Source organism: Campylobacter sp. 2014D-0216 (assembly GCF_014931215.1).
Classification (GTDB): domain Bacteria; phylum Campylobacterota; class Campylobacteria; order Campylobacterales; family Campylobacteraceae; genus Campylobacter_D.
In genome coordinates this window covers 661,230-676,094 of record NZ_CP063089.1, presented here as the reverse complement: position 1 = coordinate 676,094, position 14,865 = coordinate 661,230, and the positions used below count along the sequence as shown (strand labels likewise).

Here is a 14,865-nt window from a genome sequence, read left to right as displayed (position 1 = left end):
ATATAATCAAGCATTTTAAAACCATACAAAAGGAGTTTCAAATGAAGCTGTTTAAAATTCTTGCAGCAAGTACCATCTTAGGAGCAAGTTTATTTGCCAATGAAGTCATCACAGTAGGTGCAACACCTGTTCCGCATGCTGAAATTTTAGAGCAAACCAAAGAATTATTAAAAAAAGAAGGTTATACTTTAAAAATCAAAGAATTTAGTGATTATGTTTTACCAAATCTTAGCACAGATAGCAAAGAACTAGATGCAAATTTCTTCCAGCACCAACCTTATTTAGATGAATTTAATGCCAACAAAGGAACCAAACTTGTAAGCGTAGCAAAAATTCATATCGAACCTATGGCTCTATACTCAAAAAAATACAAAAATATTCAAGAGCTTCCACAAAATGCTACCATAGCTGTTCCAAATGATCCAACTAATGAAAGTAGAGCTTTGGATATTATCGCAAGTACCAAACTAGTAAGCTTTGAAGATGTAGCATTAAAAACCCCGCTTGATATTAAAGATAATCCAAAAAATATCAAATTTAAAGAATTAAAAGCAGCCCAACTTCCAAGAGCTTTAAATGATGTAGATTTTGCAGTGATCAACTCTAACTATGCTTTATCTGCAAACTTAAACCCAGTGAAGGATTCTATTTTAATTGAAAGCAAAGATAGTCCTTATGCAAATATTCTAGTAACAACTGAAGACAATAAAGATAATCCAAAAATCAAAGCCTTGGTTAAAGCTTTACAAAGTCAAAAGGTAAAAGATTTTATCAATGAAAAATACCAAGGTGCGGTAATTCCTGCATTTTAAAACAAACCTTGAGTTTTAAAACTCAAGGTTATTTGCTTTGAATTAAATCAGTAGTGATTTTAGCAATTTCTAATTCTTCTTCGGTTGGAACAATTAAAATTTTAATCTTAGAATCTTTTTTACTGATCTCACCATTTCTAAGTTGTGCATTCTTATCTAAATCTATATCAAATCCTAAATGTGCCAATCTTTGACAAACTTTTTCTCTCACAATGCAATCATTCTCACCAATACCCGCAGTAAAAATCAACGCATCTATCCTTGGTAAAATTGCAAAATAAGAACCAATATATTTGCTCAAGCGATAGCAAAACATATCAAGAGCAAGTCTTGCTTTGTCGTTATTTTGTTCAATTTGTGCTTCAATATCTCTAAAATCATTAAAGCCACAAATTCCATAAACACCACTTTTTTTATTCATCATCGTGTCTAATTGTGTAGAATTTAAATTTAATTCTTTAGCTAAAAACGACAACACAGCAGGATCAATATCTCCACATCTAGTTCCCATAATCAAACCTTCTAGCGGAGTAAAACCCATAGAAGTATCCACACACTTACCATTTTCTACAGCACAAACACTTGCTCCATTACCTAAATGCGCACTTATTGCGTTAAATTCATTAATATCCTTTCCAAGTATGTGTGCTGCTTGTTTACTTACATAAGAATGAGAAGTACCATGAAAACCATATTTTCTCACTTGGTGTTTTTCATAAAGCTCATATGGCAAAGCATACATATAAGCATAATCAGGCATGCTTTGATGAAATGCTGTGTCAAAAACAGTTACATTTGGAACCTTTGGAGCTGCTTTGATCATAGTTTTTATACCAATTAAATGTGCAGGGTTATGTAAAGGTGCTATATGAGAAACCCTGTCAATTTCTTTTAAAATTTCATCATCTACCAAACAGTGCTTGGTTAAATTTGGCCCCCCATGCACTATCCTATGACCACACCCATCAAGTTCATTTAAATCATTTAAAATTCCACTTTGCGCAAACAACTCATTTACAAGCTCAATACCTTGCTCATGATCTTTAATTGCTAATTCTTTTTGATATTTTTGACCATTTTTTAAATCTTTTAATTCTATTTTAGAGCTTTGCTCGCCTATTTTTTCCACCAAACCAGATGCTAGGGCTTCATCTTTTTCAAAAAGCTTAAATTTAATTGATGATGAACCTGAATTTAAAACTAATATTTTCATTTTTCTCCTTATTCTTGCGCTTGAATAGCACTTAAAATCACAGTATTAATAATATCTTCCACCAAACAACCTCTACTTAAATCGTTGATTGGTTTTTTAAGTCCTTGCAAAATAGGACCAATCGCCAAAGAATTAGCAGTTCTTTGAACAGCTTTATAGCAAATATTTGCTGCATTCAAATCAGGAAACACATATACATTTGCCCTTCCTGCAACTTTAGAATTTGGCATTTTACTTTTTGCTGTGAGTATATCATAAGCAGCGTCAAATTGTATAGGTCCTTCTACTTCAAGTTGCGGGTATTTTTCTCTAGCTATTTTAGTAGCTTCTTTGATCGCATCTACACTAGCTCCGCTTCCGCTATCTCCGCTAGAATACGAAAGCAAAGCTACCTTAGGATCAAGTCCAAAAGACTTTGCACTATTTGCACTCACATAAGCAATCTCAGCAAGTTGCGCAGGAGTTGGATTTGGCATAACAGCACAATCAGCAAAAACCAATACCTTATCTTCTAAAGACATAAAAAACATACCAGAAACCAAACTCACATCAGGCTTTGTTTTGATAATTTGCAAAGCAGGACGAATCGTTTCAGCAGTAGTTGTACTTGCACCACTTACCATAGCATGTGCTTTTTGCGTATGTACAAGCATAGTTGCAAAGTAGGTTTTATCTTGCACAAGCTTTTTAGCTTCTTCTTTGCTCATTCCCTTGTTTTTTCTTGCTTCATACAAAAGTTCTTCAAATTCTTCATTATACTGAGAATTTTTAGGATTTATAATGCGCACACCATCTATGTTGATATTTAAACTATTTGCTTTAGCACAAATTTCATTGCTATCACCTAGCAATATCAAATCAACAATTTCATTTTGTATCAAAAACTCACTTGCCTTTAAAACTCTCTCATCAAAACTTTCAGGCAAAACCACTATTTTTTTATCTGCCTTAGCTTTTTCAAAAAGCTCATATGAAAATCTTGCTTGGGTTTTATAATTGTATTCTTGTAACAATTCTTGATCAAATGTCTCATTTTCTTTTAATAAAACATATTGATTTAGTTTTTGGCTTAATAAAAAATTCAACATAGTATAGTTTTTATCTTGGCATTTTGCATACACTGGAGTATTTAGCTCTTTAGCCAAACTGATATTTAAATTTAAATCTCCCATTAAACCAAAATCATCAACACCAAGCACTACAATAAAATCATTTTCTTTTTTTATTGCTTCAAAATCTTCAATAATTTTTTTGAAAAAATCATTAGAATTTTGAGTTATTTTGGCTTGATAATCATTTTTTTCAAAGCTATAAGAAAAATCTACCCTCAGCTTTTTCTCTGCACTAAATAATGCAATCTTTTCTTTGTTTTTTTCACTAAAAACAGGAAAGTAAAAAACTATTTGACCCTGCACTCTCTCCAAGCACTGCTGCAAAAAATGCATATCAGTACAATCTAATAAAAACATGGATTTCATTTTTTCCTCTTTTTTAACAAATTAATTGTTTTTTTGTAATATAATAATTTTAAAATTCATCACAATAATATAAGGTTATAAAGCCATGAAATTTAAAAATGTTAATTTTTACTTGTTACCTTTTGTAATGTTTGGTTGTAGTGCTACAGTTGACCCACATATCAATATGAAGCCCCCAACTTATGTAGAAGAACTAGCTCCTAAACAAAATAACAACACTCAAAGCAATCCTGGATCTTTGTTTGGCAAAGGTGATAATCCTTTATTTTCAGATAAAAAAGCTATGAATGTAAATGATTTAGTGACAGTAGTTATTAGAGAAAACGCCACACAAAACTCGCAAGGATCTAAAGCTACAAGTAAAAACAATAATGTCAATTTAGGTGGCGGACAAATCACTACTGGTGCTGGACTTAGCAAAGTTAGAGATTTTGTAAATGACTATACTAACATAGGTTACACTTCATCAAGTACTTCACAGTATCAAGGAACAGGTTCTCAAACTAGAAGTGAAAATTTCCAAACCACCATTTCTGCTAGAGTAATTAAAGTTTTATCTAATGGAAATTATTTCATCGAAGGAAGTAGAGAACTTTTGATCAATGGTGAAAAACAAATCATTCAACTAAGCGGGGTAATAAGACCTTATGATATTTCCCAAGATAATATGATAGACAGTAAATATATAGCAGATGCAAAAATTCTTTATAAAACAGAAGGCGATATTGATAAGTCTACACGTAAGCCTTGGGGGACAAAATTCATGGAAACCATTTGGCCTTTTTAAGCCAAATGGATCTACATAAAACTTGGCGCATCATTAGAAAACAAAATCAAATCTCCATTATGAGTCAATCGCGCTAAAGCTTCTACAAGTTGAGCTTTTTCTTTTAAAACAAAAATTTCCACACTGATATATTTTTGCAAGATCGCACTATTAACCTGCGAAGTAATAATAACAAAATCAAAGCATTCGTTGATGATTTTACATAGTTTTATATTTTCTTCTTCATTTACTTCAACAATACCAGGAGTCACCAAAACTCTTCTTCCCTTATAGCTTTTACAAAGCTCATAGCTTTGACTCATACCTTTAAAATTCCCATTAAACCCATCATCAATGATAAATTTTGGTTCTCTAGAAATTACTTGTAATCGATGCTCCACAGCCTTTAATTTAGACACGCTTTGAGTAATTTTTTCAATATTTACATTTAAATAATGTGCAAGCAATATCCCCACGCTAATATTATAAGCATTAAAAGCGCCTAACAAATCAGCATGAAAAGGATAAATTTTGCCATCTAATCTAACTTTAAAGTCTAAACCCTCCAAGCTTGCACAAACATCGCTTAAACACATATCATAAAATTCATTTTCATATAAAGTACTTGAATGTAAAAAGTATTTTTCTAGACGCTTAGATTTTAACGCCTGCAATTTTGCCTTTCGGATATTATCCTGGCTTTTAAAATACTCCAAGTGAGCCAAACCTATTTCACCCACTATACAAATTTGAGGATTTAAAAATTCTGTAATCTCCAAGATGTCGTTTTTTTCACGTGCACCAGCTTCCACGATATAAATTTGCGTATCATTTTGTAAATTTTCATTGATATCTTTAACTATGCCCATGAATGTATTAACACTTCTTGGGGTTTTATAACACTTAAATTCATCTTTTAAAAGATCATATAAGAAATTTTTAATGCTTGTTTTCCCAAAACTTGCAGTAATCAGGATAATTTTTAATTTTGAATTATCTTGAATTTTTCTAGCAGCTTGTTTTATAAAATACTTTTGATTTATTTTCTCTACTATCAAACTTAGCAAAAAAGCTCCAGTTAAAGCTTCTAAACCTGTATAAAAAAAGGGCATAAATGCCAAAGTCAACAATATTAAAAAAATAAAATATCGCTTCACTCTAGCAGTAAAAACAAGTTTTTTATCTAAATTTTTATATAAAAACCCACCATAAACTAAAGCTAAAGCCAAAACAACAAAATAAGGATAAAAATTTCCACTATACAAAAAATAAACAAATGCAAAATATGGAATGATCGCAAAATACAAATGCCACCAAGGCTTAGCATAGTGCAATATAATGCGTGAAAACTTATAAGAATACCACTGCAATGCCAAAATCAAATAAAAACCGAGCAAAAAATTTAAACACAAAAACGCTAGCATGTTAATCATTGTTTTAGAAATTCCTCGTGTATTTTTTCACTTATAAAATTTGCATGTTGCAAAAAGAAAAAATGATCTCCCTCTAATGCAAAAAATTTTCCTTTTTGTGCTAAAGAGTGTATAATCGCGCCACTTTTTAAAGGTGTAGCTTTGTCTTCATTGCCCCAAAAAATCAAAATGGGATTTTTGATTTTTTGAAATTCATTTTCTAAATTTTCATTCACAACTTTTTTAAAAGTTTCATACATCACCTCACTCATACCTTGAGCGTCTTTGCTTATAAAAAACTTTCTCCAAAAATCCCCATAAGGAAGATTTTTTAAGATCTTAAACAGTGCTATCTTAAAACGCACCTTAAAACTCTTTGGTAAAACCACACCTGCGCTTGAAAGCAAGATTAAACCTTGATACTGGACATTTTGACACATAATAGTCGCAATTTTACCCCCAAAAGAATGCCCCATTAAATAATCTACTTTGTGATCAATAGTGATTAAAAAATCTTCAACAACTTTTGCATAAGCATATGAGTCCATCGGTGCTTCTATGTTTGAATTACCAAATCCAGGTAAGTCTAAATAAATTTGCTTAAAATTTTTCAAAGGCTTTTCAAAAGCTTGTTTCATAAGCTCTTTATTAGCACCCCAACCATGTAAAATAAGAATCGTTTTTTCACATTTTGGATTGATTAATTCATAACTTAAATTATAAAAATATCCATTTGAATATACTCTAGTTTTTGCCATTTCTAGCCTTTTTTATCCTTATAAATCTTCTCTAAAAGTGCAACAGCCTCGTTTAAACGCTCATATTCTTCAAAACTCAAAAGCACTGCTTCAAATTTATTGTTTTTTACGATCACAAGTCTACCATTTTCACTCTTTTTTGTTTTTTCAAGCATAGTGCTGAAATTTCTTACCACTTCAGTAGCAGTATAAATTTCATCTTTGCTAAAAGTCGCCATGATTATAGCTTACCTTTTTGCCCATTAATACTATGAATAAAAGCATAATCAATTTTTATTTGTCTTTCTAGTTCTATATTTTCAGCCAAATTATTAATCACGCTAGTAAAATCTTCAAACAAATAATTTGCTAAAGATCCTGGGTTTGGATTAATCTCATTTAAATAAACCTCATCATCTATCACAAAAAAATCACAACGTATCAAAGCTCCTTTAAATAAAGGATTGTAAATTTTCATAAAATTATCTTTTAGCTTTTGTTTTAATTCTTCACTAATATCAGCCTCGCCTACTTTAGAACTTTCTGAAAAACCTAAGTACTTTTGCTCAAAATCTAAGATTTCATTTTTTCTAGGTTCTTCTATGATAGAAAATTCCATTTTATTATCTATCATACAACCTGCAAGATTGTATTCTTTGATATTACTCACAAATTTTTCTACCACAATATCCTCATCAAATTCAAAAGCAACATCTTTAGCATACTTAAAATCTTCCTCATCTTTTACAACACTAATACCTATACTACTACCCAATCTTGCAGGTTTTAAAATACAAGGAAATTCTAAAGTGACATCTTGCTCTTGATGCAAATTAAATACCGTATAATCTAGTGTTTTTACTCCTACACTTTGGGCATAAAGTTTAGTTAAGATTTTGTTAAACGATAAAACACTAGCTTCTAAACGCGGTCCAATGTATTTTACACCATAAAAATCAAGCAAGGCAGCTATTTTACCATCTTCGCCATCTTTGCCATGTACGATATTAATCGCCACATCTATTTCTATTTTTTTTTCACCTAGCATTGTTTTGTAAAAAAACCCACCTTGCTTTAATACCAAAGCTTTTTCTTTTTTATAAGCACCACTGCTAAAAGTTTTTGCATTCATTTTTTCATCATCTATTAGAAAAAATTCCTTATTTTTATCACAAAATATAAATTGCTTTGGAGCCTTAAGTACTTTTTTTAGCACCACCGCACTTACAATACTAATTTCATGCTCATAAGAATTTGCACCAAAAATCACACCATATGTCATTATTTTTCCTTTTTATTATCCTAGTTTCTTTAAAGCTTCTTTGATTAATTCGCTAGTATTTTTACTTTCACAAGTTCGTAAAACTTTTAATATGTTTTCTTGTTTAAACCCTAACGAAAGCAACGCTGCTAAAGCTTGCGCTTGATCTTGATTAGAATTTTCTATATGAATTTTAGCATCGCTTAACTCAGCGATAATTCTCTTTGCGCTTTTTGGACCAATACCAGGAACTTTTTTAAACACACTTTCATCGCCATTTTGCAAAGCTGCGTAAAAGGTATTGGTATCTAAGCTTGAGCAAAGTGCCATAGCAGTCGTTGCCCCTATACCGCTGATTTTAATCAACAATTCAAACATTTTTTGTTCATTAATATCTAAAAAACCATACAATTTATGCGAATCTTCTTTTATAATTTGTGTGATAGATAATTCTATCTTTTGATTTACTTCAATACCACTTGAGCAAAATAATGATACATAAACACCATAACTTACACCATTAGCAGTTTTTAATACTATAAAAGTAGGTTCTTTTTTACTTACAACACCTTCAATTGCTACTATCATCTACCTTTTCCTTATAGTTACTTATAGACTGAATTTCATAAGCACTCACGCCTTCTTCGGTTTCAACTTTTTCAAGTGTAAAGCATTGAATTCTTTCTTCGTTATTTGGGTGATAACTTAACTCTTTTCTAGGATTGAGTAAGTGAAATTTAACCTCATTTAAATCCAACCATTTTCCACTTTTATTAATGATTTTTGATTTTAAAAGCTCTTCTTGAATTTGCTTTAACTTTTCAACGCTTGCTTTTTCTTCTTCTTTTAATGTCTCTATTTTATTACTTAAAATACTTAAGCTTTCAACTTTTTGATTAAAATCTTTAATAGTGGCTTTATAAGCTTGCGGCACAGCTCTTTTTGCACTTAATAATTCTTTGGCTTTTTGTTGCAAAATTCGCACAGAGTCTTTACTTACTTGAATAGTATGCTTAACATCTTCTATTTCTTTAGCTACATTTTCTTGTTCTTTTTGTAACTCATCAATATGAACCAAAATTTCCTCGCCACTTTTTTCTTCTCCAAAAGCTTTAAGATCTTGGATCATAAGCTTATTTCCACTACCTTGAATTTTTTCAATATGTATCAAACTTTTAGCACTACAAATACAATTACCCACAAGCTCTTGTATATAAACCTCATCAGCAATAATCTCGCCACCAACTGCTTTTTTAATATTTACTTTTTTAGCTCTAATTACTCCATTTTCTAAAGTTTCAACGTTTAATTCTTGTGCTTGGCAATAACCCCTTAAAATGTTTACATCAACCTTTTGTCCTATAATGGTGCTTTTGTGATGCATGTTACCTTTAAGGATTACTTTTTTACCTCTTAAAACAGAATCTTGAGCCATATTACCCACAACTTCCAATTCCTGTGCTTCAACAGTGATCCTAGGTCCTATAGCATCTTCTAAGGTATTTGTGTTTTTTATCACAATAATTACTTGTTTATCAAAACCCGCCCAAATAGATCCTGTACTTTTAAAATCAACCTTATTAAATTCCAAATAATTTTCTATTTCATAAATAGACTTTCTTTGTATAATAAAACCATCTTTTTTGGCAATGTATTTCACACTCTCATCATCTTCTTTGATTTCAAATTTGTCTGAACAAATTACCTTGTCTTTGTTAGATTTAGGTGGAAGTGCTTTTAAAATTTTAAATCTTAAATCCTTACCATCACTCCCCTCTTTGGGTTTTATCTTTTCAATAGCCACCTCATCTTTTCCTATAGGCGCTACATAATTTCTATTCATCACGTCATTGTGTTTTTTTAATTTATCCAAATAATGAAATTTAATCTCTTCATTAGTAGGTTCTTGAGGGTCAAGCCCTTTGCTTACTTCAAATTCAACTTCAAAATCAAATTTTTGCTTTTCTTTGACCTTAGCGTTAAAATCTATAATTTGTTTTTTAAAATCAAAATTTCTAAAGCCTAGTAAAAATTTCTCTTTAATCATCGCTTTATATATGGCTTCTAAAAGCTCCAAAGCTAATTTATCATAAAATGCAATACTATCTTTAGGTTTAACATTTGCTTTTAATAAAGTACAAAATTCATTTGTTTGCAAGCTAATATCAAATTCTTGAAGATGAGCCATTTTTTTAAAAAAAATCTCGATTTTATATTCTTGTTTGATATTTAAATTTTGAATTAAAAACTTCTCATCTTCTTCAAAAATTTTTAATTCCTTTTCATTTGCCTTTATCCATTCTTGATTATCATAGGTATAAGAAGTGTTAAAACTCAATAATCTAAAATCTAACTCTTCTACCTCGCATTGATTTTCAGAAGCAAATACCAAAAGCTCTTTATAGGGATCTTTAGTGTATAAAATTTTCTTTTCTTCCATATCCTAAGCTTCCTTATTGTATATAAAATTTTGATTTTAGCAAAAATAAAATCAAAATTTCGTTAAAATTATTATTAAAAATTTTATAATATTCAAACTAATATAAAAAGAATGAAATCACATGAAAAAAAATATTATTTTTAAAAATTTTATCATTAATGCTTTGGGAATTTTATTTTCTAGAATAATGGGAGTTTTAAGAGATATTGTTTTAGCTTTATACTTAGGAGCTGGAATTTATAGCGATATTTTCTTTGTGGCCTTAAAAATGCCTGCATTTTTTAGAAGAATTTTTGCCGAAGGAGCTTTTGGGCAAGCATTTTTGCCTAGCTTTATTAAAGCAAGTAAAAAAGGTGCCTTTTGTTTAAATGTATTATTGCAATTTAGCATAATTGTCTTTTTAACCTGTGTGTTAGTAAGTTTTTTTGCTGAATTTTTTACAAAGATTTTTGCTTTTGGTTTTAACAAAGAAACAATTATTTTAGCCGCTCCTTTGGTTTCTATTAATTTTTGGTATTTATTTTTTATCTTTTTGGTTACCTTTTTAGGCTCTTTACTAAATTATAAACAAAATTTTTTCATTACATCTTTTTCTGCTTCTTTTTTTAATCTTTTTGTTGTGATTGCGGGATTTTTTGTTAGCCAAGATCAACCACTAGAAGCCTTGTATTATTTTTCATATGCGACTGTTTTAAGTGGTTTGGCTCAGCTTATATGGCATATTTTTGCTCTAAAAAATACTAAAATTTTAAAAAGCATGTATTTAAGTATCAAACTAAAAAAAGCTAAGGCAAAATTAGATCAATTTCACTCCACATTTACCCATGGACTTTTAGGCTCTTCAGCTAATCAAATCAGCTCTTTACTAGATACTACCATCGCGAGCTTTTTAATGGCTGGTAGTATTTCCTATTTATATTATTCTAATAGGGTTTTTCAGCTTCCTCTAGCACTTTTTGCAATCGCCCTAAGTCAAGTAAGTTTTCCAAAAATACTAAGACATTTAAAAGCAAATGAAGAACAAAAAGCCTTAGCTTTTATGCAAAAAGCCTTTGAATATTTAAGCGCGCTTTTAATTTTAGCTAGTATAGTAGGGATTGTTTTAGCAAAGGAGATTGTTGAGTTTTTATTCCAAAGAGGAAATTTCAACCAAGAAGACACGAAAATCACTGCATTTTTATTACAAGCTTATCTTTTGGGACTTTTACCTTTTGGTCTACAAAAATTATTTTCATTGTGGCTTTATGCTAAATTTAAACAAAAAATAGCCGCCATAATCGCTTTTAAAACACTTTTTATTTCAGCATTTTTTAGCATAGTAATCATCTTACTTATCGAAGAAGAAGCTTACAAAAGCCTAGGTATTGCGCTAGCTTCATCTATTAGTGCTTTTTATTTATTATATGCTAATGTTAAAGAATTTGGCTTTAAAAACCTATGGAGTATTATTAGAATTAAATTTTGGCTAATTAGTGTAGTTTTTTTAAGCTTATTTGCCTTAGGCTTATTTGAAATTAAAGATATTTTAATACAATTTTTAATTCATATTTATCATTTTGTTAAAGGTTTGTTTTAATGGTATTATTTGATAGCGTTTTAAAGAAAAAAATTAAATTTACTCCTCATGTAGCAAATCAAGCAAATATTTACCTTTGTGGCCCTACTGTATACGATGATGCGCATTTAGGACACGCAAGAAGTAGTGTGTGCTTTGATCTTTTAAGAAGAGTTTTATTAGCTAATAACTACAAGGTAACGTTTGCAAGAAATTACACTGATATTGATGATAAAATTTTAAAAAAAATGCATGAAAGCAAGCAAAGCTTAGAAGATATCACTAGCTTTTATATTAAAAGATATGAAGAGGATATGCAAGCGCTTAATATACTAGAGCCTGATTTTAAACCAAAAGCAACAAATTATATTCAAGAAATGATTGCTTACATAGAAAAGCTTTTAAAACTAAACCTAGCCTATCAACTCGATGATGGAATTTATTTTGACACAAGCAAAGATGAAAAATACTTTCATCTTTCTAAAAGAAATTTAGAAGATACCCAATCACGCCTAGAAGAAAGTGTAAATAAAAAAAACGATAGTGATTTTGTTTTATGGAAATTTGATGAGAATTTTTACCCTGCAAGCTTTGGCAAAGGAAGACCGGGCTGGCATACTGAATGTGTTGTAATGATAGAAAGTATTTTTAAAGACAAGCTTGACATTCACGCAGGAGGTATTGATCTACTCTTTCCTCATCATGAGAATGAAGCTTGTCAATGTCGCTGCAAAAATGATTATGAATTAGCTAACTTTTGGCTACACAATGGCTTTGTGCAAATTAATGGTGAAAAAATGAGCAAAAGCTTAGGAAATAGCTTTTTCCTAAAAGATTCTTTGAAACTTTTTAGTGGTGAAGTATTGAGGTTTTATCTTTTAAGCGTACATTATAGAGCACATTTTAATTATGCCTTAGAAGACTTACAAGCTGCAAAAAAGAGATTAGATAAATTTTATCGTTTAAAAAAACGCTTAAATTTAAATGCTTTTAAAGATGAAATAATCAGCATAGAAAGCGAGATAGCTAAACATATTTTAGATGTTTTAAATGATGATTTAAACATCTCTAAAGCATTAGCCTTGCTTGATGAGTTTATCAATGAAAGCAATATCTATCTAGATCAAAACCCTAAAGACAAAACCTACAAAACACAATTAGAAAAAATTCTCAAAGAACTTGCATTTATTTTTGGTCTAGGTTTTGTCGATACTATAAAATATTTTCAATTTGGCATCAGTCAAGAAAAATGTCAAGAAATAGAAGAAAAAATCACTTTACGTAACCAAGCAAAACAAGAAAAAAACTATGCTCTAGCAGATCAAATTCGCAATGATCTAGCTAAAGAAAATATTCTTTTAATGGATACACCAAATGGGGTTATATGGGAGAAAAATGGATAAAAACTACAAAGAAATGAAACTTAAAGAGGTTTTTAACCGCTTTAAGCCTTACTATAAAGATTATTGGTTTTACTTTGCTTTAGCTATTATAGGCATGCTTTTAACTAGCGGTGGTACAGCTGCTAGTGCTTACATTATAGAGCCGATTTTAAATAAAATTTTTATTGAAAAAAATGTGGAATTGCTTTATTATATGCCTTTATTGGTGATTTTAATTTATGTATTAAAAAACCTTGGTGCCTATATGCAAGTTTATTATATTTCTTATGTTGGAACAGATATTTTAAGAAGATTAAGAGAATTAGTTCTTGGGAATCTCTTACGTTTAGATATGGGTTTTTTCCATAAATACAGAAGCGGAGAGTTAATCAGCAGATGTACTTCTGATATTGGTGCTTTGCAAAATATAGTTTCTACCATAATACCTGAAATTTTAAGAGAAGGTTTAACTGCTATTGGGCTTTTAAGTGTGGTGATTTACCAAAGTCCAAAACTTGCTTTTTTTGCTTTAGTTATCCTACCTTTAGCGATTTATCCTCTTGTTCTTTTTGCAAAAAAGATTAAAAAAATAGGACGCAATACTCAAGAAAAAAATTCTGATCTCACTTCAAGATTAAGTGAAATCTTTTCTAATATAGAACTGATTAAAGCTTCCAATGCAAGCAAAAATGAAATGCAAAAATTCAGCCAAACCAATAGTGAAGTTTGCAAGCTTTCCTTAAAAGGCATCAGAATAGAAGCTTTAAGTAGCCCTTTAATGGAATCTATAGGTTCAATCGGATTTGCAGTGGTGATTATAGTAGGTGGTAAAGAAGTAATTGATGGGAGTTTAAGTATAGGGTCTTTTTTTAGCTTTACCACAGCTTTGTTTATGGCTTATACTCCCATTAAAAGACTTTCTTCACTTTATACAAGATTACAAAATGCAGTAGCAGCAAGCGAAAGAACTTTTTATTTAACTGATTTAGAACCACAAATTAAAGGTGGCGATGAAAAACTTACAGAAAATATCCAAAACATTTGCTTTAAAAATGTCTCTTTGAGTTACCATGAAAATAAAATGGTCTTAAATGATGTAAGTTTTTCTTTTAATAGAGGAGAAATTTTAGCCCTAGTAGGCTCAAGTGGTGGCGGGAAATCCTCCATCATTAATCTTTTAATGTATTTTTTTGAAAAAAATAGTGGTGAAATTTTAATCAACCAAAAAGATATTAGTTCTTTTGATATTACAAGTTTAAGAGAAAATATTTCTTTGGTGACTCAAAATATTTACATATTTAACGATACTATTGCTCAAAACATTGCTTATGCTAAAGAGTATGACGAAGCACGCGTGATAGAAGTTTTAAAACAAGCCAATGCGTATGATTTTGTTCAAGAACTTGGAGGTATACATACTGAATTAAAAGAGCATGGTAAAAATCTCTCAGGTGGACAAAAACAGCGTATTGCTATAGCAAGAGCTTTATATAAAAATCCTCAAATTTTAATTTTTGATGAAGCCACTTCAGCACTTGATAATGAAAGCGAAAAAGCCATTGTAAGAACAATAGAAAATCTAAAAAAAGATCGTTTGATACTCATCATCGCACACAGACTTAGCACAATAGAAAATGCGGACAAAATCGCTGTACTAGACAAAGGCAAAATCGCCTCTATTGGAAACGATACATATTTGATGCAACATTGTGAAATTTATCAAAAACTAAAGCAAAAAGCACAAAAAACTGATCAAATTCAAGCAAATGAAAACTAAAAATTATCATTTTTTTAGTAAAATATGCTATT

General features: G+C 30.2%; 13 protein-coding genes. 5 read left to right on the top strand and 8 right to left on the bottom strand.

The window, feature by feature from the left end; translation table 11 throughout:
• The first annotated feature begins 41 nt into the window (after positions 1-41).
• On the top strand, positions 42-812 hold the full coding sequence (locus A0083_RS03475) for a MetQ/NlpA family ABC transporter substrate-binding protein (protein ID WP_197554267.1): 771 nt from the start codon (positions 42-44) through the stop codon (positions 810-812).
• 28 nt (positions 813-840) lie between these two features.
• Here the strand turns inward: A0083_RS03475 and A0083_RS03470 are convergent, their stop codons facing one another.
• A complete protein-coding gene (locus A0083_RS03470) occupies positions 841-2,025 on the bottom strand; it encodes an acetate kinase (RefSeq protein ID WP_197554264.1) in 1,185 nt (394 codons plus the stop codon).
• 8 nt (positions 2,026-2,033) lie between these two features.
• The gene (gene pta / locus A0083_RS03465; RefSeq protein WP_197554261.1) at positions 2,034-3,503 is read right to left on the bottom strand and encodes a phosphate acetyltransferase; all 1,470 of its coding nucleotides are present in this window, start codon (positions 3,501-3,503) and stop codon (positions 2,034-2,036) included.
• An 85-nt stretch (positions 3,504-3,588) separates the two neighbouring features.
• Here pta and flgH point away from each other — a divergent pair, with 85 nt between their 5' ends.
• The gene (gene flgH, locus A0083_RS03460) at positions 3,589-4,290 is read left to right on the top strand and encodes a flagellar basal body L-ring protein FlgH (RefSeq protein WP_039663388.1); all 702 of its coding nucleotides are present in this window, start codon (positions 3,589-3,591) and stop codon (positions 4,288-4,290) included.
• A gap of 11 nt (positions 4,291-4,301) precedes the next feature.
• On the opposite strand, the gene A0083_RS03455 is transcribed toward flgH, so the two are convergent.
• From A0083_RS03455 to A0083_RS03430, 6 genes are read right to left on the bottom strand one after another with little or no spacing between them, the layout of a single operon-like run.
• Positions 4,302-5,702 (bottom strand): Mur ligase family protein, encoded by a 1,401-nt coding sequence (locus A0083_RS03455; protein ID WP_197554258.1) that lies wholly within the window; start codon positions 5,700-5,702, stop codon positions 4,302-4,304.
• Positions 5,699-6,439, bottom strand: coding sequence for an alpha/beta fold hydrolase (locus tag A0083_RS03450; protein ID WP_197554255.1), 741 nt, complete (start codon positions 6,437-6,439; stop codon positions 5,699-5,701). The genes A0083_RS03455 and A0083_RS03450 overlap by 4 nt, the downstream gene beginning before the upstream one ends.
• A 2-nt stretch (positions 6,440-6,441) precedes the next feature.
• Positions 6,442-6,657 (bottom strand): type II toxin-antitoxin system Phd/YefM family antitoxin, encoded by a 216-nt coding sequence (locus A0083_RS03445; protein ID WP_043019680.1) that lies wholly within the window; start codon positions 6,655-6,657, stop codon positions 6,442-6,444.
• 2 nt (positions 6,658-6,659) lie between these two features.
• Positions 6,660-7,700 carry a D-alanine--D-alanine ligase gene (locus tag A0083_RS03440; RefSeq protein WP_197554252.1) on the bottom strand — a complete coding sequence of 347 codons (1,041 nt, stop codon included), beginning with the start codon at positions 7,698-7,700 and terminating at the stop codon, positions 6,660-6,662.
• 15 nt (positions 7,701-7,715) lie between these two features.
• The gene (ruvA, locus tag A0083_RS03435; RefSeq protein WP_039663376.1) at positions 7,716-8,267 is read right to left on the bottom strand and encodes a Holliday junction branch migration protein RuvA; all 552 of its coding nucleotides are present in this window, start codon (positions 8,265-8,267) and stop codon (positions 7,716-7,718) included.
• Entirely contained in the window at positions 8,251-10,119 is a 1,869-nt protein-coding gene (locus tag A0083_RS03430) for a flagellar assembly protein A (protein WP_197554248.1), read from the bottom strand. The genes ruvA and A0083_RS03430 overlap by 17 nt, the downstream gene beginning before the upstream one ends.
• 121 nt (positions 10,120-10,240) lie before the next feature.
• Between A0083_RS03430 and murJ the strand changes: the two genes are divergently transcribed.
• From murJ to A0083_RS03415, 3 genes are read left to right on the top strand one after another with little or no spacing between them, the layout of a single operon-like run.
• Entirely contained in the window at positions 10,241-11,695 is a 1,455-nt protein-coding gene (murJ, locus tag A0083_RS03425) for a murein biosynthesis integral membrane protein MurJ (RefSeq protein ID WP_197554245.1), read from the top strand.
• On the top strand, positions 11,695-13,077 hold the full coding sequence (cysS, locus tag A0083_RS03420; RefSeq protein ID WP_039663372.1) for a cysteine--tRNA ligase: 1,383 nt from the start codon (positions 11,695-11,697) through the stop codon (positions 13,075-13,077). The genes murJ and cysS overlap by 1 nt, the downstream gene beginning before the upstream one ends.
• Positions 13,070-14,833, top strand: a complete 1,764-nt coding sequence (locus tag A0083_RS03415) for an ABC transporter ATP-binding protein (protein WP_197554530.1) — start codon at positions 13,070-13,072, stop codon at positions 14,831-14,833. The genes cysS and A0083_RS03415 overlap by 8 nt, the downstream gene beginning before the upstream one ends.
• Positions 14,834-14,865: the final 32 nt, after the last annotated feature.

Excerpts from the sequence above, each read along its gene's own strand:
- A0083_RS03470 (WP_197554264.1), bottom strand. The coding sequence starts at position 2,025 with ATGAAAATATTAGTTTTAAATTCAGGTTCATCATCAATTAAATTTAAG.
- A0083_RS03440 (WP_197554252.1), bottom strand. The coding sequence starts at position 7,700 with ATGACATATGGTGTGATTTTTGGTGCAAATTCTTATGAGCATGAAATT.
- cysS (WP_039663372.1), top strand. The coding sequence starts at position 11,695 with ATGGTATTATTTGATAGCGTTTTAAAGAAAAAAATTAAATTTACTCCT.
- A0083_RS03415 (WP_197554530.1), top strand. The coding sequence starts at position 13,070 with ATGGATAAAAACTACAAAGAAATGAAACTTAAAGAGGTTTTTAACCGC.
- murJ (WP_197554245.1), top strand. The coding sequence starts at position 10,241 with ATGAAAAAAAATATTATTTTTAAAAATTTTATCATTAATGCTTTGGGA.
- A0083_RS03445 (WP_043019680.1), bottom strand. The coding sequence starts at position 6,657 with ATGGCGACTTTTAGCAAAGATGAAATTTATACTGCTACTGAAGTGGTA.
- A0083_RS03455 (WP_197554258.1), bottom strand. The coding sequence starts at position 5,702 with ATGATTAACATGCTAGCGTTTTTGTGTTTAAATTTTTTGCTCGGTTTT.
- flgH (WP_039663388.1), top strand. The coding sequence starts at position 3,589 with ATGAAATTTAAAAATGTTAATTTTTACTTGTTACCTTTTGTAATGTTT.
- A0083_RS03430 (WP_197554248.1), bottom strand. The coding sequence starts at position 10,119 with ATGGAAGAAAAGAAAATTTTATACACTAAAGATCCCTATAAAGAGCTT.
- pta (WP_197554261.1), bottom strand. The coding sequence starts at position 3,503 with ATGAAATCCATGTTTTTATTAGATTGTACTGATATGCATTTTTTGCAG.
- A0083_RS03475 (WP_197554267.1), top strand. The coding sequence starts at position 42 with ATGAAGCTGTTTAAAATTCTTGCAGCAAGTACCATCTTAGGAGCAAGT.
- ruvA (WP_039663376.1), bottom strand. The coding sequence starts at position 8,267 with ATGATAGTAGCAATTGAAGGTGTTGTAAGTAAAAAAGAACCTACTTTT.
- A0083_RS03450 (WP_197554255.1), bottom strand. The coding sequence starts at position 6,439 with ATGGCAAAAACTAGAGTATATTCAAATGGATATTTTTATAATTTAAGT.